At 62.6% G+C, this 16917-nt stretch carries 16 protein-coding genes, 1 tRNA gene and 1 pseudogene; 11 read left to right on the top strand and 7 right to left on the bottom strand.

What is annotated here, in order from left to right; all coding sequences use genetic code 11:
• Nucleotides 1-2 precede the first annotated feature (2 nt).
• Nucleotides 3-329, bottom strand: a complete 327-nt coding sequence (locus C8D77_RS22300; RefSeq protein ID WP_245951853.1) for an MBL fold metallo-hydrolase — start codon at nucleotides 327-329, stop codon at nucleotides 3-5.
• On the opposite strand from C8D77_RS22300, the pseudogene C8D77_RS22295 reads away from it, so the two are divergent.
• From C8D77_RS22295 to C8D77_RS22250, 10 genes and pseudogenes are all read left to right on the top strand, one after another.
• Nucleotides 268-533, top strand: a pseudogene (locus C8D77_RS22295) (transposase domain-containing protein); the annotation flags it as partial. The gene C8D77_RS22300 and the pseudogene C8D77_RS22295 overlap by 62 nt on opposite strands.
• Nucleotides 534-585: 52 nt before the next feature.
• Nucleotides 586-903, top strand: coding sequence for a MafI2 family immunity protein (locus tag C8D77_RS22290; RefSeq protein WP_109667957.1), 318 nt, complete (start codon nucleotides 586-588; stop codon nucleotides 901-903).
• Nucleotides 904-999: 96 nt separating this feature from the next.
• The gene (locus C8D77_RS22285; RefSeq protein ID WP_146211797.1) at nucleotides 1000-1449 is read left to right on the top strand and encodes a hypothetical protein; all 450 of its coding nucleotides are present in this window, start codon (nucleotides 1000-1002) and stop codon (nucleotides 1447-1449) included.
• A gap of 161 nt (nucleotides 1450-1610) precedes the next feature.
• The gene (locus C8D77_RS37290) at nucleotides 1611-2144 is read left to right on the top strand and encodes a hypothetical protein (RefSeq protein WP_146211796.1); all 534 of its coding nucleotides are present in this window, start codon (nucleotides 1611-1613) and stop codon (nucleotides 2142-2144) included.
• Nucleotides 2145-2420: 276 nt separating this feature from the next.
• Nucleotides 2421-2825 (top strand): methylmalonyl-CoA epimerase, encoded by a 405-nt coding sequence (gene mce, locus C8D77_RS22275; RefSeq protein ID WP_109667952.1) that lies wholly within the window; start codon nucleotides 2421-2423, stop codon nucleotides 2823-2825.
• On the top strand, nucleotides 2822-3106 hold the full coding sequence (locus C8D77_RS22270; RefSeq protein WP_109667950.1) for a DUF1467 family protein: 285 nt from the start codon (nucleotides 2822-2824) through the stop codon (nucleotides 3104-3106). The genes mce and C8D77_RS22270 overlap by 4 nt, the downstream gene beginning before the upstream one ends.
• Nucleotides 3107-3656: 550 nt before the next feature.
• Nucleotides 3657-4985: a proline--tRNA ligase gene (gene proS, locus C8D77_RS22265; RefSeq protein WP_109667948.1), complete on the top strand. Its 1329-nt coding sequence runs from the start codon at nucleotides 3657-3659 to the stop codon at nucleotides 4983-4985.
• Nucleotides 4982-6268 (top strand): lipoprotein-releasing ABC transporter permease subunit, encoded by a 1287-nt coding sequence (locus C8D77_RS22260; protein ID WP_109667946.1) that lies wholly within the window; start codon nucleotides 4982-4984, stop codon nucleotides 6266-6268. Before proS ends, C8D77_RS22260 begins: the two co-directional genes overlap by 4 nt.
• Nucleotides 6268-6957 (top strand): ABC transporter ATP-binding protein, encoded by a 690-nt coding sequence (locus C8D77_RS22255; RefSeq protein WP_109667944.1) that lies wholly within the window; start codon nucleotides 6268-6270, stop codon nucleotides 6955-6957. Before C8D77_RS22260 ends, C8D77_RS22255 begins: the two co-directional genes overlap by 1 nt.
• A gap of 410 nt (nucleotides 6958-7367) precedes the next feature.
• Entirely contained in the window at nucleotides 7368-8618 is a 1251-nt protein-coding gene (locus C8D77_RS22250) for a site-2 protease family protein (protein WP_109667942.1), read from the top strand.
• A gap of 190 nt (nucleotides 8619-8808) precedes the next feature.
• Here the strand turns inward: C8D77_RS22250 and lipB are convergent, their stop codons facing one another.
• Complete coding sequence (gene lipB, locus C8D77_RS22245) at nucleotides 8809-9552, bottom strand: lipoyl(octanoyl) transferase LipB (protein ID WP_109667940.1); 744 nt, start codon at nucleotides 9550-9552, stop codon at nucleotides 8809-8811.
• Nucleotides 9553-9788: 236 nt separating this feature from the next.
• Between lipB and C8D77_RS22240 the strand changes: the two genes are divergently transcribed.
• A tRNA-Leu gene (locus tag C8D77_RS22240) sits at nucleotides 9789-9873 on the top strand.
• Between the two features lie 155 nt (nucleotides 9874-10028).
• Here C8D77_RS22240 and C8D77_RS22235 read toward each other — a convergent pair.
• From C8D77_RS22235 to C8D77_RS22215, 5 genes are all read right to left on the bottom strand, one after another.
• A complete protein-coding gene (locus tag C8D77_RS22235) occupies nucleotides 10029-12713 on the bottom strand; it encodes a phosphoenolpyruvate carboxylase (protein ID WP_109667938.1) in 2685 nt (894 codons plus the stop codon).
• Between the two features lie 66 nt (nucleotides 12714-12779).
• Nucleotides 12780-13748 (bottom strand): 2-hydroxyacid dehydrogenase, encoded by a 969-nt coding sequence (locus tag C8D77_RS22230; protein WP_109667936.1) that lies wholly within the window; start codon nucleotides 13746-13748, stop codon nucleotides 12780-12782.
• A gap of 90 nt (nucleotides 13749-13838) precedes the next feature.
• Complete coding sequence (sucD, locus tag C8D77_RS22225; RefSeq protein ID WP_109667934.1) at nucleotides 13839-14738, bottom strand: succinate--CoA ligase subunit alpha; 900 nt, start codon at nucleotides 14736-14738, stop codon at nucleotides 13839-13841.
• A 14-nt stretch (nucleotides 14739-14752) separates the two neighbouring features.
• Nucleotides 14753-15937 (bottom strand): malate--CoA ligase subunit beta, encoded by a 1185-nt coding sequence (locus C8D77_RS22220; protein WP_109667931.1) that lies wholly within the window; start codon nucleotides 15935-15937, stop codon nucleotides 14753-14755.
• Between the two features lie 19 nt (nucleotides 15938-15956).
• On the bottom strand, nucleotides 15957-16913 hold the full coding sequence (locus tag C8D77_RS22215; RefSeq protein WP_109667929.1) for an HpcH/HpaI aldolase/citrate lyase family protein: 957 nt from the start codon (nucleotides 16911-16913) through the stop codon (nucleotides 15957-15959).
• Nucleotides 16914-16917 lie beyond the last annotated feature (4 nt).

The following is a 16917-nucleotide window of genomic DNA, read 5'->3' as shown; positions in this document are numbered from 1 at the left end:
AGCTAGACGTTGAGCTGATAGCTGACCGGAAGCCAGCGAAAAGAACCATTGGCCGATTCGATGTAACCCAGGCCTGGAAATGGCATGCGGTGGTCGGCGACCAGCAGGCGCTGCTCCGCGGCCATCTTCAGCAGCCGCTTGCGCGTCGCGACGGCCTGTTGCCTGTCATAATCGAAATCGGCATGCCAATCCGGCTGCTGGATGGACACGACATAGTGCAGGAAGGCGTCCGACCAGATCAGCAGTTGTTGCCCATCGCTTTCGACGAGAAATGCCATCGACAGCAACGCTGTCGAGCGCTCAATCCGTCCGATCGCGCTCAACCACAAGAACGCGCTCGGCTCGGACGGCGATGCCGAACACTGGGCGGTCATTGCGTCGCTGATCGAAACCTGCAAACTCAATGCGTCGAGCCGCCCGGCTATCTCGCCGACGTACTCACCAGGATCGTCAACGGCTATCCGAACAGCCAAATCGATGACCTCCTGGCTTGGGCCTACATCTGGGCGCCCGAGCTAAACGCCGTGGCCTGAGAACATCGCTTACATAAAATGTGGGCGAACATTAATTGAAAGCGACACGCTCATGAATGACATTCGCGCAACACTGCTACTTTCCGTGCAGCGCGCTCTTCTCGGTGCCGTCCCGCACAACCTTCGGGCCGTCACCTGCGGCTGGGAAGGAACGGAGATCAAGCTTCGCTTTGTGTTCGACGGCGAGATCGCCGAGGAGACCTATGACGATGCCCGGATTGCCGGAACCGAAGTGGTCGCCGACTTTCCAGCGCCGTGGACCATCAGCGAGGATATCGTTCGCCTGGACCACCCCGATAGCATCCGCCCAGGCGCACTTGCGCTGTGGGCATACCGCCGCAAAGAGGGGCTTGCAGAGACAGGAAACTGAGACACGACCCAGACGCACAATTCGCTTGCATTTGCCTCAGTTTGGTCGTCGTCGTAGACGACAAGTCGTCTCGGGCAAGACTAAATGGGGGGAATCGTGAAAACTGGAACCTGGAGGCCGTTGGCGGCCTTTGTCGTGTGCGCGGCACTGTCACAGCCGGCCTACGCACAATCCGTGGGCGCGGTGAATGCCCACATCGATAGTCTCCTGAAAGTAGACCACACGGGGTTTCTCGCCGCGTTTAAATTCCTGCAGCTCAACATCGCCGACGGGACAAAGATGGGCCAGGAATACGAATATCCGGTGACCATCACCGTTGACGGCAAAGAACGCATATTCGCCACGTACGAGGATCTTCTTCCGGTCTACGACCAGATCATCACCCCGGCGGTGATCAAGGTCGTGAAACAGCAGAAATACAAAGATCTGAAGGTTAGCAGCAAAGGCATCATGTTCGACAAAGGACAGCTGTGGGTGAACGCGTTCTGCGTGGACGGAGAGGCTTGTACCGGGACGTCTTGGGAAATCAGCGTCATCAACCACTGAAGCGTTCCGACTCCAGCGAGATGTCGATGATGCCAAGTGATTGAAACGAACAGCCTGTGGGCAATGTCGGCTTATCTGGCTGTCGGCATTGTCGGCGCCGTAATGGCCTATCTGGTTTCATCGGTTTTTCGCAGAAGCCCCATCACAGGAGGAAATCTTATATGACTAGACCGTTCCAGCTTCTCAGAGTAGTTGCGCTGGCCGCCGTCGGCGGGGCCTTGGTGCAACTTGGTTCAGATGCTGGCGAGGCGGCCGCCGCAACGCCTGCTGCCAAGTCCTACGGCTATGACGTGAAAATCAGTTTCAGCCCAGAGGCCATCGAGAGAATGAAAAGCCTGCATCGGCAGGTCACCCTTGCCAATCAGTTTTACGGCGACGCCAGCCCGGAAGCCATCGCGCGCCTAAAGCTCAAGCCTTATGCTCAACTGGAAATGGGCGCGGAAACCATTCCTGTCGATGTCGTCGACCAAACGGTCCACGTAACGGGCGCCCCAGTGATTGCGAAGAAGCTGGCAGACATTGTCGACCAGAAGCCGAGCGTCCTGGTCCAGATATTTTCCGGATCAAATACGCCGGGTGCCAATGATAATCAGCTGCATTGCGATCTGTTTCAGGACCAGATCACCCTAGCCCAGAGTCAGGCAGTGGATCTTCATTGTGAAGCCATACCTCAGGACCTGGTCGGCAAAGAATAGGTGCGAGCGGGTGAACAATTAATCTCGCGCCATCGACGGCATCGAGCAAGGCGGCAGCTTTGAATGACCCGAGATCGAAAGGAAAAATGCGGGCGCGGGCAGGGCGGATATCGGACATCGCCGTTTGTGCTTTGCGGCTGGCGATCGGAACAGCCTCGATCGTGATTTGGAAGAATGATCATCGAACTGCGACAGTGCGCGCCTCGTGCATGGCTATTGATATCAGTCGATTTGACGTATGACGCAGTCACTGGACAGAGGAGTGATCGCTCGCACATGCTCGGACGGCTGAACCATGTCGCGCTCGCGGTGCCGGACCTGACCGCGGCCGTCGCTGCTTACCGCAATACGCTCGGCGCCGAGGTGACGGAGCCGCAGGCGCTGCCGGAGCATGGCGTCAGGGTGGTGTTCGTCAATGTCGGCAACACCAAGATCGAATTGCTGGAGCCGCTTGGCGAGGGCTCGCCGATCGCAGCGTTCCTCGCGAAGAACCCGTCCGGCGGCATGCATCATCTCTGCTACGAGGTCGACGATATCCTGGCCGCGCGTGACCAGCTCAAGGCTGCCGGCGCCCGCGTGCTGGGCGACGGCAACCCGAAGATCGGCGCCCATGGCAAGCCGGTGCTGTTCCTGCATCCGAAGGATTTCTTCGGCACGCTGATCGAACTGGAGCAATCATGAGCTGGGTTTCGTTCACCGCCCTGTTTTTCGCGACCTGGTGGGTGGTGTTGTTTGCCGTGCTGCCGTTCAGCGTGAAGACGCAGGACGACGATCATGATGTGACGCTGGGCACGGTTCCGAGTGCACCGCGCGGCCCCCACATGCTGCGCGCCGTGATCCGCACCACCGTCGCCACCGCGATCCTGATGGCCATTTTCTATGGCCTGACGCATGGCCTGGGATACAGCCTCAACGACATCCCCCACATCGTGCCGGATTTCGGTCAGACGCCAGCCAAATAGACTGTCCGGCCCAAATAGACTGTCCGGCAAAAGACGTTTTCATCCATCGGAACGATGGGCGGTTTCGGACGGCAATGCCGTGCCGTTTTGTGGCTGGGGAGTGCTGACGCGAGGTAAGGCGGTTTGGCAACGCGTTGCGCTAAGCGGATGATTGCACAAAAAAAATGCAAGGCACAAGGCCTTGCAATTTAAACGCGTCCGATCTGTTTCCGGTTTCCGGCGGCAGCGAGTAACCGCGCCTAGATCGCATCCTCCCAAGACTTTGACCGCGTAGGAGAGCAGATTTTTTTCTACCCTCTCGGTTATCGGGGCACATTAGCCTAACGCGAATGAAAATGTCACGAAGAATTTTGCCTCGAAACAGGCATTCTCGTGCTGCACTGCACAATAGTATGGCAGGCTTTGCTTTCGAAACGTCCAGTAAGACGCGTGCGGCACTGCGCCGCCGGGTTTGGGTTCCCATTCGGCCATGAAATGGCTATGAAGCCGGGTCAAGCAAGCCAATGTCGCGCCGATTCTGACGCGGCCATCCTCACTCACGGACCAGTCCATGCGTTTGTCGCGCTATTTCCTGCCTATCCTCAAAGAAAATCCGCGCGAGGCTGAAATCGTCTCGCACCGGCTGATGCTGCGCGCCGGCATGATCCGCCAGCAGGGGCAGGGCAGTTTCTCGTGGCTGCCGCTCGGCAAGCGGGTACTGGACAAGGTCTGCCGCATCATCCGCGAGGAGCAGAATCGCGCCGGCGCGCTGGAAATCCTGATGCCGACCATCCAGTCGGCCGATCTGTGGCGCGAAAGCGGCCGCTATGACGACTACGGCAAGGAGATGCTGCGCATCAAGGACCGGCAAGACCGCGACATGCTCTACGGCCCGACCAATGAGGAAGTGGTCACCGAGATCGTCCGCGCCTATGTGAAGTCCTACAAGGACCTGCCGCTCAATCTCTACCACATCCAGTGGAAGTTCCGCGACGAAGTGCGGCCGCGCTTCGGCGTCATGCGGTCGCGCGAATTCCTGATGAAGGACGCCTATTCCTTCGACCTCGACTTCGAGGGCGCAAAGGCGGCCTACAACAGGATGTTCGTGTCCTATCTCCGGACCTTCACGCGCATGGGGCTGCAGGCTATACCGATGCGGGCCGACACCGGGCCGATCGGCGGCGATCTCAGCCATGAATTCATCATCCTCGCCGACACCGGCGAGAGCCAGGTCTTCTGTCATCGCGACTATCTTTCGCTCGATGTGCCCGGCGCCAATACCGACTTTGCCAACGACGCCGAGATCGCCGACATCGTCAAGACGTGGACGACGCCCTACGCCGCCACCGACGAGATGCATGACGAGGCGGCGTGGGAAAAGATCGGCGAGAGTGACAAGGTCTCGGCGCGCGGCATCGAGGTCGGCCACATCTTCCATTTCGGCGATAAGTATTCCAAGCCCATGGGCGCCAAGGTGACCGGGCCCGACGGCAAGGATCATTTCGTCTCCGGCGGCTCCTACGGCATCGGTCCGTCGCGCCTGGTCGCGGCGATCATCGAAGCCAGCCATGACGACAACGGCATCATCTGGCCCGAAGCTGTGGCGCCGTTCGACATCGGGCTGATCAACATGAAGGCGGGCGACGCCGAGTGCGACCGCGTCTGCGACGAGCTGCATGCCGCTTTCGTCGCCGCCGGCAAGGACGTGCTCTACGACGACACCGACCAGCGGCCCGGCGGCAAGTTCGCCACCGCCGATCTGATTGGCCTGCCATGGCAGGTGATCGTCGGACCGCGCGGCGTGGCCGCCGGCGAGATCGAGATCAAGAATCGCAAGACCGGCGAGCGCGAGACGCTGCCGATCGCGGACGCGAAGAAGCGCTTCGGTGTCGCTGCATGAGCGAGGCGGTGGCGGCAAGATCGGCGGGCGCCGGACCCTTTTCCATCTTCGAGCGCATGGTCGCGTGGCGCTATCTGCGCTCGCGGCGCAAGGAGACGGTGATCTCGGTGATCGCCTCGATCTCCTTCCTCGGCATTATGCTGGGCGTCGCCACGCTGATCGTGGTGATGGCGGTGATGAACGGCTTTAGGGCGGAGCTGTTGACGCGCATCCTCGGCGTCAATGGCCATCTGATCGTGCAGCCGCTCGATTCGCCGCTTGAGGACTATGCGCAGGTCGCCGGCCGCATCAACGGTGTATCAGGCGTCAAATACGCCATCCCGCTGATCGACGGCCAGGTGCTGGCGCAAGGCAATGTCGGCGGTGGAACCGGAGCGCTGGTGCGCGGCATCCGAGGCGAGGATCTCAGCAAGATCGCCATCGTGGCCAGCAACATCAAGCAGGGCTCGATCGCCGATTTCGACACCGGCGAGGGCGTTGCCATCGGCAAGCGCATGGCTGAGAATCTCGGCCTGACGCTTGGTGACACCATCACCTTGATCTCGCCGGACGGCGACGTGACCCCGATTGGCACGACGCCGCGCATGAAGGGCTACAAGATCGCGGCGATCTTCGAAGTCGGCATGTCCGAATATGACACCTCCATCGTCTACATGCCGTTCTCCGAAGCGCAGCTTTATTTCAACATGGACGGCCGGGCGCAGACGATCGAGATCTATGTCGACAATCCCGATGATGTCGATGCGCTGAAACCGAAGGTGGAGGCGGCGGCGCAGCGGCCGATCGACATGGTCGATTGGCGCCAGCGCAACGAGACCTTTTTCTCCGCCCTGCAGGTCGAGCGCAATGTCATGTTCATGATCCTGACGCTGATCGTGCTGGTGGCGGCGCTGAACATCATCTCCGGCCTGATCATGCTGGTGAAGGACAAGGGGCACGACATCGCCATCCTGCGCACCATGGGGGCGTCGCGCGGCGCCATCCTGCGCATCTTCCTGATGACGGGTGCGGCGATCGGCGTGACCGGCACGCTCGCCGGCGTGCTGCTCGGCGTGCTGATCTGCACCAACATCGAATCCATCCGCCAGTTCTTCTCGTGGATGACCGGCAAGGTGCTGTTCAACCCGGAACTCTATTTCCTCAGCCAGCTGCCGGCGAAGATGGATCCGCGCGAGACGACCTATGTCATCCTGATGGCGCTCGGCCTATCCTTCCTGGCAACGGTGTTTCCGGCATGGCGGGCCGCGCGTCTCGATCCGGTCGAAGCCTTGAGGTACGAGTAATGGCCGAGGTCATTATCGAGCTGAAGAGCGTCGAGCGGCACTATGTCCAGGGGCCGCGCAAGCTCACCATTCTCAACGGTGCGGACTTCTCGCTGAAGCGCGGTGAGATGGTGGCGCTGGTGGCGCCGTCCGGCACCGGCAAGTCGACGCTTCTGCACACTGCCGGCCTGCTGGAGCGTCCCGACGCCGGCGACGTCATCCTGGCCGGCCGTGCCTGCGGGCGGCTCTCCGACGACGAGCGCACGGCGATTCGCCGCAACGATGTCGGCTTCGTCTACCAGTTCCATCATTTGCTGCCGGAGTTCTCGGCGCTGGAAAACATCATGATGCCGCAGCTCATCAAAGGGCTGAGCCGCAAGGACGCGACCGAGCGCGCGGCACAACTGCTCGACTATATGCAGATCGGCAAGCGCGCATCGCACCGGCCGTCCGAACTCTCCGGCGGCGAGCAGCAGCGCGTCGCCATTGCGCGGGCGGTCGCCAATGCGCCGCTGGTGCTGCTGGCGGATGAGCCGACCGGCAATCTCGACCCGGTCACCGCCTCTTATGTGTTCGAGGCGCTGGCGGCGCTGGTCAAGCAATCGGGCCTTGCGGCCCTGATCGCCACCCACAATCACGAGCTGGCATCACGCATGGACCGGCGGGTGACGCTGGCCGACGGTAAAGTGGTGCCTCTCGGTTCGGGCTGACCTCGGTCTCGACAAACCTTGGCGGGCGGCTCACCGTCAGTCCGCCACTGATGCCTGTATCTGGCCCATCGGTAGCTGCCGCTCGGTCCTCAACCTTTTCTTAACCCTGCCGATTTGATCGCCCGAAAATTCCTGATGTAGCCGGATTGTGGTCGTTGACTTTGAAACAAAATTAGAACAAACTGCGAACATATCAACAACAGGAGAGAGTTATGACCGATCTGGTTCAGGATGTCATCTCACTGGTTTGCATGAGCACCTTTCTCGTTTCCATGGCGATCTGGATCGGAGCCATGTGATTTGACGGCATTCGCCGCCGTGATCCTGAGTGGGTTATGACCCGCTCTGCCGTTAAGCTTTTCTTGCCGCCGCAACGTTAGGGTGCCCTGAAAGACAGGGAGCAACGTCGCGTGTCGCCCATCGTCACGGCCATTCTCGTGGCCAGCAATCTCGGGCTGATCTTTCTCTTGATGACCGTGCCGCTTGGTCTGCGCACGGTCCGGCTCAGCCGCGTGATAGCAGCGGACCGGCAGCGCCTCTGGCAGGCGCTGTGGCCGCTCGGCAGCGATGCCGGCTGGTCCGGTGAGATACTCTCGGCCGAAGCGCCGGACGGTGAGGGCGTGGCTCGAATCATGCTGTCCTGGGAAGGCCGCGACGGCAAGCCGATCGAGCGCAAGTCGCGGTTTGAAGACGTGGTCGAGGGCAGCCACTTCTCGATGCGGGTCATCGAGGACACCGCGCTCGACGCCTCGTTCTGGAAGGATTTTCGCGAAACCACCGAACTCGTTTCCGAGGGCAATGGTACGCGGGTGACGCTCAGCCAGACCGATCGCTATCGCGGCGTTGCCTTCCTGGTGTTCCGCTATTTCGCCATGCGCCGCGAACTCTCCAAGCTGCAGCGCTGGGCGCGGACCGGGCAGTATCGCAAGGGCGGCTGGTTCGAGCATCCGCTGAGCCAGGTCGGCTTCGCCGCGCTGTCGGCACTGATCCTGTGGCCGTTCTTCGGGCTTCATTTCGGCGGGCTGGCGCTGGCCGCGATCCTCACATCGGTGGTCGCCCTGCACGAGCTCGGCCACATGGCGGCATTTCGGCTGATGGGCCACAACAGGGCGCGGATGATCTTCATCCCGCTGCTCGGCGGCATCGCCATTGGTGGCCGGCCCTATGACAGCCGTTTCGAGGTCGCCTTCGTGGCCTTGATGGGCGCCGGCTTCTCCGCCTTCCTGGTGCCGATCGCAATCGCCGCAAGTAGCTTTGCCAGCGCGGAAGGGCATCGGCTGGCGGCAATGCTGCTGGCGGCTCTGGCTGGTTTTGCCGCCCTGTTCAACATCGCCAATCTGGTGCCGGTGTGGAAATTCGACGGCGGCCAGGTGCTGCGTCAGATCTGCCCCGGGCCGATCGCGCTGGCGCTGGCCTCGTTCTTCCTGCTCTCGGCTTTCCTGGCTGTGGGGTGGCAGGCCGGTTTTTCCGCCAATTTTCTGCTCGGGACGGGCGCGGTGTTTTCGATCCTCAGCCTGCTGACGATGAGCAGCGGGGTAAAGCCGCGTCACGAGTTGAAGCCGATTCGCACCGTCGACCGCTTGGCCATGGCGGCAGCGCTGCTGGCGGTGTTCGCCGTCCATGGCTACGGCGTTCTGTGGGCCTCCGCCCAGCTCATCTAAGGTGTGTTGATATTCAGGTGATGCCGGCCTGCAAATGGCTGATACCTGCGCTTCCCCGTTCTACCGCGTCGCGGTAGAACTGAGCTCACGTACGAAAAGTACGCTCCGCTCCGGTTCTCGCTATGAGCCATTTTCGACTCGGCCTGACCTGAATCGCAACACACCTTGAGCCGTGCCGGATCAGGAAGTCTCAACCGGCCTTGCGCGGGGCTTCGACAGGCAGAGCCGTGGCGGGACCGAAGACATTCTCGAAGGCGGATTTCAGGGCCAGATCAAGGTCGGCCATTGTCAGGGGAAGGCCGAGGTCGACGAGGCTGGTGACGCCGTGGTCCTGCACGCCGCAGGGCACGATGCCGCTGAAATGGTCGAGATCCGGCTCGACATTGATGGCGATGCCATGAAAGCTGACCCAGCGCCGCAGCCGGATGCCGATTGCCGCGATCTTGTCTTCGGCCGGCGAGCCGTCGGGCAAGGCAGGCCGATCCGGCCGCACCACCCAGACGCCGACCCGGTCCTCGCGGCGTTCGCCCTGCACGTTGAAGGCGGCCAGCGTGCCGATGATCCACTGTTCGAGCGCCGCAACGAAGGCGCGGACATCCTCGCGCCGCCGCTTGAGATCGAGCATCACATAGGCGACCCGCTGGCCCGGCCCATGATAGGTGTATTCGCCGCCGCGGCCGGCTGCGAAGACCGGGAAGCGGCTGGCGTCGATCAGATCCTCGCTGCGGGCGCTGGTGCCGGCGGTGTAGAGCGGCGGATGTTCGACCAGCCAGACTATTTCACCGGCAGCGCCGCTTCGGATCGCCTCGGCGCGCGCCTCCATGAAGGCGATCGCATCGGGATAGGCGGTGAGGCCAGGCTCGATCAGCCATTCGACCGGTGCAGAACCGGGGAGCGGCAGGAACGACGTGGCGATCTGGCTGCGTTCTGGCATGACGGTGTCGCTTTTTGCTTATGCCTGTCGTGGCCCCAAAACCGCCTTGCACTTTTGGGCGACATGCATTTGCCATCCATATGGCAATAGCAGGCCGAAACGTCCAGTTCCGGCACCACATTCGAGCCCTGTGGAGCATTATGCCAATCGCCTGACATTATTGCTTGCCGTGCACTTGTTTCGCCGGAAACGATTTGCTACACGCCGCGAGCCGGTCGGTTCCGGCTCTACCACGTGCGGTCGTGGCGGAATTGGTAGACGCGCAGCGTTGAGGTCGCTGTGGGGCAACCCGTGGAAGTTCGAGTCTTCTCGACCGCACCAAAATTCTCTTGACAGATTGCTTCTGGCGAGCCGGGGCGGCAAGCGACGCCAACATGGCCCATGCGGCGGCCCTTTGGCGCCGAAAGCCCGGCGATGTGGGCGACTGGCCTTGGACGATGACTCGAGATCACGCAGGTCGCTCGGCAAAACCGGGTCTATCCCGTCCACCCAAGGCCAGCCGAGATACAATTGATCGATACAAGCAGAGCGTCGGTCGCCCGCTTTTGATCCGCCGTGCCGGTATTTGCGCGAACTTCACGCAGCAGATCGACCTGCAGCCGGTGAATGTCATCCATCTGCCGCCGCAGATTGTCGAAACGCCGCTTGAACATCGGAAAGCGCGCGGAAAGATCGCCTCCCGTGAGGTCACCGATCAGGTGTCGCGTCAGCTCGTATTCGGCGGCGATGCGAGCGTAGATTCGTTCGGCCGCATCGCTGTCGGACACCAGGCCTGCGTAGAGCCGCGCGATGTCCATGTCGGACTGGTAGAGCGTCTTCTCGGCCTCGTCGATGATCAGGCGGAAGAAGCGCGAGTGCTCGAACATGCGGGCCAGAAGTTCGCGTCCGACCTCGCCGCGCACCGTGACGAACGAGCTGAGCGCGCTGCCGATGCCATACCAGCCGGTCAACAGGTGACGGTTCTGGCTCCAGGCGAACACCCATGGGATGGCGCGCAGGTCGGCAATGCCGCTAGCGCCGAAACGGCGATCCGGCCGTGAGCCCATTTTCAGCAGCGCCAGTTCCGCGACCGGGCTCGCCTGATTGAAATAATCGAGGAAGCCGGGCTCAGCCATCAACCTTGCATAGGACGCCTGCGACATGCCTGCCAGCGCTTCCAGCGCTTCGTCGAACTCCGGCGTTTCCTTGGGCTCGACATCACCGGGCGATCCGACACTATGGGCCAGCACGCCGGCGGCGAGAACCTCGAGCTGGTTGAGGCCGGTGCCGCGATTGGCGAATTTCGACGAGACGACCTCGCCCTGTTCCGTCACCCGCATGGCTCCGGCGACTGTACCCGCCGGCTGCGCCGCGATCGCCCGGCCGGTCGGCGCGCCGCCACGGCTGACGGAGCCGCCGCGGCCGTGAAAGAAACTGATCCTGACCTTGTGCTTGCGCCCGACGGCAGCGACGCGCTTTTGCGCTTTTGCCAGTTCCCAGTTGGAAGCCAGGAAACCACCGTCTTTGTTGGAATCCGAATAACCAAGCATGATTTCCTGGCGCGCGCGGAAGTCTCGCACCGTTCGCCTCACCAGCGAAATGCCGAGCAATTCGTTCAGGATGCCGGGGGCGGCCTGCAGGTCGGTGATGGTCTCGAACAATGGCACGATCCGCAGCTTGATTGTGCCGCCGCCAACGGGCGCGGTTGAAAGTCCGCAATATTGCGCCAGCAGATAGACGGCGAGCAGATCGTCAGCCGAGCGGGTCATGCTGAGAATGAAGGAGCCGACAGCGTCGGCATCCGAGCTGGAGATGTGCTTGGCGATGACGGAGAATGTCGAAAGCAGTTCACCTGCTTCAGGCGAGAGCCGGCCTGCGTCGATCTCCAGCTGCTCGCCCTGGCTGAGGCTTAAGCGAATGCGCGCCGACCATTGCGGCGTGCCGGCTGCGACCGGATCGGCGGGATTTGTCAGCGCGAACAACTCGCCCAGCACCCGGTTGACGACCGTGGAGTTCTGCCGGATGTCGAGCGAGACCGTTCGGAAGCCGAAGCTCCCGACTTGCCAAAGGAGAGGCTGGACGAACCGCTTTGCCACTGCGCGCCCGCCAATCGCTTCGAGAACGCAAGTCAGCCCGTTCAGATCGGCACGAAACGCCTCCGCCGTGAGGTACGCCGTCGTAGCGCCATCTCGCGTGGCCACCAGCCGGGCAAGCAAGGCCGAAGCGAATTGGCGAAGCGGTTCGTCGGGATTGCGGGCGGCGATCTCTTGCGCCTGTCCGCTTCTATCAAGCGCCGTTTGCAGCGCCGGCTTGAAGCTGGCCGGCAGGTCGATGACATTCGAGCTGGCGCTGAGCACCGTTGCCAGCCGCTGCACCTGCCTCAGATACCAGCCTATGGCGGTATTGCGGTATTCGACCATGGCATGGGCTGTGACCGCGGCCGTCACATTTGGATTGCCATCGCGGTCGCCGCCGATCCACGAGGCATAGCGCATGAAGGAGGGAATTCTGATCGGCTTTCCCGGATAGTGACGCTCGAAGGCGCCTTGAAGCTTGTCATAGAGCTGTGGCGTTGCCTCGAAGATGACCTCGCGAAAGAAATGCAGGCCCCAGGCGATTTCGCGTTCGACAGTCGGGCGTTCCAGTCGCAGTTCGCCCGTCATCCACAGAAGCTCGATCTCGCTTTCCAGATCGGCGACCAACAGGGAGCGTTCGCGCGGCGCCCAGCGGGGCTGGTCGAGCTCGGTCAGCTTGCGATAGATACGGCGGTGGATCTCCAGCACCGTGACGCGTTTGGCCTCCGTCGGGTGCGCAGTCATGGTCGGGCCGACGCAAAGCTCATCGAGCGTTGCCTGGACTTCCTCCGCTGAGTGGCCGTTCGCTGCCATCTGCGCGATCACACTGGCGAAGGACCCGGGCACTTCGTCGACACCGGCGCCTTGCTCGAGCTCGCGGCGCACCCGCATGGCAAGCAATTCGTCTGCTATCGCCAGCAATTGGAACCATACGCCGCTCGCCTGAAGCGCTGGGATGCGCTGCTCCGCGGCGAGGGAGACCAGCGACCTGCGCCCGCTCAGAACGGCGGCGATCTCGGGCTCACGCGCGCTTGCGACCTGAAGCAGCAGGCGCAACAAAAGGCTGCGCTCGTCCTCCCGAAACTTGATACGTCTGCTTTGTTCCAAAGCCGCTTCCTCGTCCGCATCGATTGCAATTGCAGCAGCGCCCTGAAGCGAGACCGGCGCCTGCTGTCAGGCGACCCGATCGGGGACCGGGCGACCTTCGAAGAAGGCGGTCAGGTTCTCCACCACCTTCATGCCCATCGCCACCCGCGTCTCCTCGGTCGCACTGCCGAGATGCGGCAACAGCACGACGTTCTCCAACTGCTTCAGCGCCTCCGGAACGGCCGGCTCGTCGGCAAAGACGTCGAGACCCGCCCCCGCGATCTCGCGTCTTTCCAGTGCACCGATCAGAGCATCCTGGTCGACGACGTCGCCGCGTGCCGTGTTGATCAGGAATGCGCCGCGTTTCATCAACCGCAGGCTGCGAGCATCGATGAGATGGCGGTTTTCCGCGCCGCCCGGACAGTGCAGCGACACGAAATCGGATGCCGCGAGCGCATCTTCCAAGGTTGGCATCTGCACCGCGCCCATGGCGCGCGTCTCGTCATCGTCGATCGGTGACCGATTGAAGAAGACGATCTTCATTCCGAAGCCGAAATGCGCGCGCCTGGCCGTTGCCTTGCCGATGCGCCCCATGCCGACAATACCCAGGGTCTTGCCCGACACCTTCGCGCCGGCCATGTGCGTCGGCGACCAGCCACGCCACTCTCCGGCCCGCAGCTGCCGCTCGCCCTCACCGGTCCGGCGCGCGACGGCCAAGATCAGGCTGAGGGCTAGATCGGCGGTGCAATCGGTCAGTACGCCCGGGGTGTTGGTCACCACGATGTCGCGGTCGCGGGCCGCCGCGACATCGATATGGCTGAAGCCGACGCCGAAATTGGCGATGATCCTGGTGCGGGCTGCGCTTTCGGGAAAGACCACACCAGGCAAGCGGTCGCTGACGGTCGCCAGGATGGCGTCAAAATCCGCGAAGGCGGAAGTCATCGCGGCAGCGCTCAGCGGCGTGTCGTCTGTGTTGAGCGTGGTGTCGAAGCGCTCGGCGAGGAGCGCTTCAACGGCGGCCGGCCATCTGCGGGTGACAATCAATCGCGGTTTCATCGAATTTCCCTGCCGATCGACGGGGTGCGATGTTTCCACCACCCCGAACAGACTTCAAACTGCGCAATGTGGGCTTCGCCCGGTCGGCCGTCACGCCGCCTTCTTGGTCCGCGCCAGCGTATCGGCCACGACCTCGCCGAATGAGGCCGGCGTCGGCACGATGACGACACCGGCCTCCTTGAGGATTTCGACTTTTTCCTGCGCCGATTCGCCGAAGGCGGAGATGATGGCGCCGGCATGGCCCATGCGCCTGCCTTTTGGCGCGGAAAGCCCGGCGATATAGGCAATCAGCGGCTTGCGCATGTTGTCGCGCGCCCAGATCGCGGCTTCCGCTTCCTGCGGTCCGCCGATCTCGCCGATCATCACCACAGCGTCGGTGTCTTCGTCACGCTCGAAGAGTTGCAGGATATCCTTGAAAGACGAGCCGTTGATCGGATCGCCGCCGATGCCGACGCTGGTCGACACGCCGATGCCCAGCGCCTTCATCTGCGAGGCGGCCTCGTAGCCGAGCGTGCCGGAGCGGCCGACGATGCCGACGCGCCCGGGGAGGTAGATGCTGCCGGGCATGATGCCCATAAGCGCCTGTCCGGGCGTGATGACCCCGGCGCAATTCGGGCCGACCAGCCGCATGCGGTCCTCGAAGCGGTAGCGGCGCATGTAGCGCTTGACCTGCATCATGTCCTGCGACGGGATGCCGTCGGTGATGCAGACGCAGAGCTTGATGCCGGCATCCGCCGCTTCCATGATCGAATCGGCGGCGAAGGGCGGCGGCACGAAGACGATGCTCGCCTCGGCGCGGGTCTCACGCACAGCGCCCTTGACGGTGTTGAACACCGGCAGGCCGAGATGCTTTTGGCCGCCCTTGCCGGGGGTGACGCCGCCAACCAGCTTGGTGCCGTATCGCTTCATGTCCTCGGCATGGAAGCTGCCGATCTTGCCGGTGAAGCCCTGGACGATGACGCGTGTGTTGCGGTTGAGCAGGATTGCCATTTTTTCGACCTCCCTCAGGCTGCTTTTTTCTTGGTGGCCGCGCGCCAGGCAGCGACGGCCTTTTCGGCGGCTTCCGCCAGTGTGTCGGCGACGATAATTTTCTCGCCGGAATCGGCCAGGATGCGGCGTCCTTCTTCGACCTTGGTGCCGGAGAGCCGGACCACCAGCGGTACGTCGACGCCGACTTCGCGGATCGCCTTGATGACGCCCTCGGCGACCCAGTCGCAGCGGTTGATGCCGGCGAAGATGTTGACCAGGATGGTCTCGACATTCTTGTCGCCGAGCACGGCGCGGAAGGATTTCGCCACCCGCTCGGGCGAGGCGCCGCCGCCGATGTCGAGGAAGTTGGCCGGTTCGCCGCCGGCGATCTTGATCATGTCCATCGTCGCCATGGCGAGGCCAGCGCCGTTGATGATGCAGCCAATATTGCCGTCGAGGCCGACATAGGAGAGGCCACGGTCGCTGGCGAAAGTCTCGCGCGGGTCTTCCTGGCTCTTGTCGCGCAGTTCGGAGATTTCCGGGCGACGGAACAGCGCGTTCTCGTCGAACGACATCTTGGCGTCGAGCGCGACGAGATTGCCGTCGCGGGTCACCACCAGTGGATTGATCTCCAGCATCGAAGCGTCATAGTCGCGGAACACCTGGTAGCAGCCGAGGATGGTCTCGGTCGCCTTGCCGATCAGGTTGCTTTCAAGTCCGAGGCCGAAAGCGATCTCGCGCGCCTGGAAGCCCTGCATGCCGACACCGGGATCGACCACGGCGCGGATGATGGAATCAGGTTTTCTTTCAGAGATCTCCTCGATCTCCATGCCGCCGGCGGCGGAGGCCACGATCATGACGCGCTCTTCCTTGCGGTCGAGCACAAAGCCGAGATAGAGTTCCTGCGCGATGTCGACGGCCTCCTCGAGATAGAGCCGCGAGATCAGCTTGCTGCGCGGACCGGTCTGGTTGGTCACCAGCTTGCGTCCGAGCATGGCTTCGGCCGCGTTGGCGATCTCCTCGTCGTTGGCGCAGAGCTTGATGCCGCCGGCCTTGCCGCGCGCGCCGGAATGAACCTGCGCCTTTAGCACCCATTTGCTGCCGCCGATCTCGCGCGCCCGGTAGGTCGCCTGTTCGGGGCTGTAGGCCAGTCCACCGCGCGGCACATGCACGCCGTGACGGGCAAGCAGTTCCTTGGCCTGGTATTCGTGAATGTCCATTTTGTCCTCCCGGTAATTGTCAGTGCGTCGCAGTCTGGCCGGCGCGCTCGATCGCCTCGTTGACCACCAGCACATTGCGCGCCATGCGTTCCGAAGCGGCGTCGATCATCTTGCCGTCGAGCGCTGCCGCGCCCTTGCCCTGCGCCTCGGCCTCCTTCAGCACTTCGAGGATGCGCCTGGCGCGGGTCACCTCCTTTTCCGGCGGCGAGAAGACGTCGTTAGCGAGCGCAATCTGCGAGGGATGGATCGCCCATTTGCCTTCGATGCCCAATGCCGCAGCGCGCCTTGCGCCAGCGATGTAGCCCTCAGGGTCGGAGAAATCGCCGAACGGGCCGTCGATGGCACGCAGGCCGTAGGCCCTGCAGGCAACCGTCATCCGCGATAGAGCGAAATGCCACTGGTCGCCGGGATAGTCGGGGTTGAGGCCGCCGATGTTGACGGTGCGCGCCTTGCAACTCGCGGCATAGTCGGCGACGCCGAAATGCATCGCCTCCAGGCGGCCTGATGTAGCGGCGATCGCTTCGACATTTGCCATGCCGAGCGCCGTCTCGATGAGGGCTTCGAGGCCGACGCGGGTCTTGTAGCCCTTGGCCATCTCGATCTGATTGACCATGGCCTCGACCATGTAGAGGTCGGCCGGAACGCCGACCTTCGGCACCAGGATGGTGTCCAGCCGGTCGCCGGCCTGTTCCATCACGTCGACCACGTCGCGGTACATGTAGTGCGTGTCGAGGCCGTTGATGCGCACCGAAACGGTCTTGCCCTTGGCGCGCCAGTCGATGTCGTTAAGCGCCTGGATGATGTTCTTGCGGGCGCGTTCCTTGTCCGGCGGCGCCACCGCGTCCTCGATGTCGAGGAAGACGAAGTCGGCGGCGCTGTTGGCCGCCTTGTCGATCATCTCGGGACTGGAGCCGGGGACAGCGAGTTCGCTGCGCTGCAGCCTCAGTTTCTTCAGATGGTTGATGGTGTGGCTCATGGCG

The organism is Mesorhizobium loti, from assembly GCF_003148495.1.
In the GTDB taxonomy this organism is placed as follows: domain Bacteria; phylum Pseudomonadota; class Alphaproteobacteria; order Rhizobiales; family Rhizobiaceae; genus Mesorhizobium; species Mesorhizobium loti.
Note: the sequence above shows the minus strand (reverse complement) of the source record. Positions and strands in the feature narration are given on the sequence as shown.

Excerpts from the sequence above, each read along its gene's own strand:
- lipB (WP_109667940.1), bottom strand. The coding sequence starts at position 9,552 with ATGCCAGAACGCAGCCAGATCGCCACGTCGTTCCTGCCGCTCCCCGGT.
- C8D77_RS22290 (WP_109667957.1), top strand. The coding sequence starts at position 586 with ATGAATGACATTCGCGCAACACTGCTACTTTCCGTGCAGCGCGCTCTT.
- mce (WP_109667952.1), top strand. The coding sequence starts at position 2,421 with ATGCTCGGACGGCTGAACCATGTCGCGCTCGCGGTGCCGGACCTGACC.
- C8D77_RS22230 (WP_109667936.1), bottom strand. The coding sequence starts at position 13,748 with ATGAAACCGCGATTGATTGTCACCCGCAGATGGCCGGCCGCCGTTGAA.
- sucD (WP_109667934.1), bottom strand. The coding sequence starts at position 14,738 with ATGGCAATCCTGCTCAACCGCAACACACGCGTCATCGTCCAGGGCTTC.
- C8D77_RS22255 (WP_109667944.1), top strand. The coding sequence starts at position 6,268 with ATGGCCGAGGTCATTATCGAGCTGAAGAGCGTCGAGCGGCACTATGTC.
- C8D77_RS22270 (WP_109667950.1), top strand. The coding sequence starts at position 2,822 with ATGAGCTGGGTTTCGTTCACCGCCCTGTTTTTCGCGACCTGGTGGGTG.
- C8D77_RS37290 (WP_146211796.1), top strand. The coding sequence starts at position 1,611 with ATGACTAGACCGTTCCAGCTTCTCAGAGTAGTTGCGCTGGCCGCCGTC.
- C8D77_RS22215 (WP_109667929.1), bottom strand. The coding sequence starts at position 16,913 with ATGAGCCACACCATCAACCATCTGAAGAAACTGAGGCTGCAGCGCAGC.
- proS (WP_109667948.1), top strand. The coding sequence starts at position 3,657 with ATGCGTTTGTCGCGCTATTTCCTGCCTATCCTCAAAGAAAATCCGCGC.
- C8D77_RS22260 (WP_109667946.1), top strand. The coding sequence starts at position 4,982 with ATGAGCGAGGCGGTGGCGGCAAGATCGGCGGGCGCCGGACCCTTTTCC.
- C8D77_RS22220 (WP_109667931.1), bottom strand. The coding sequence starts at position 15,937 with ATGGACATTCACGAATACCAGGCCAAGGAACTGCTTGCCCGTCACGGC.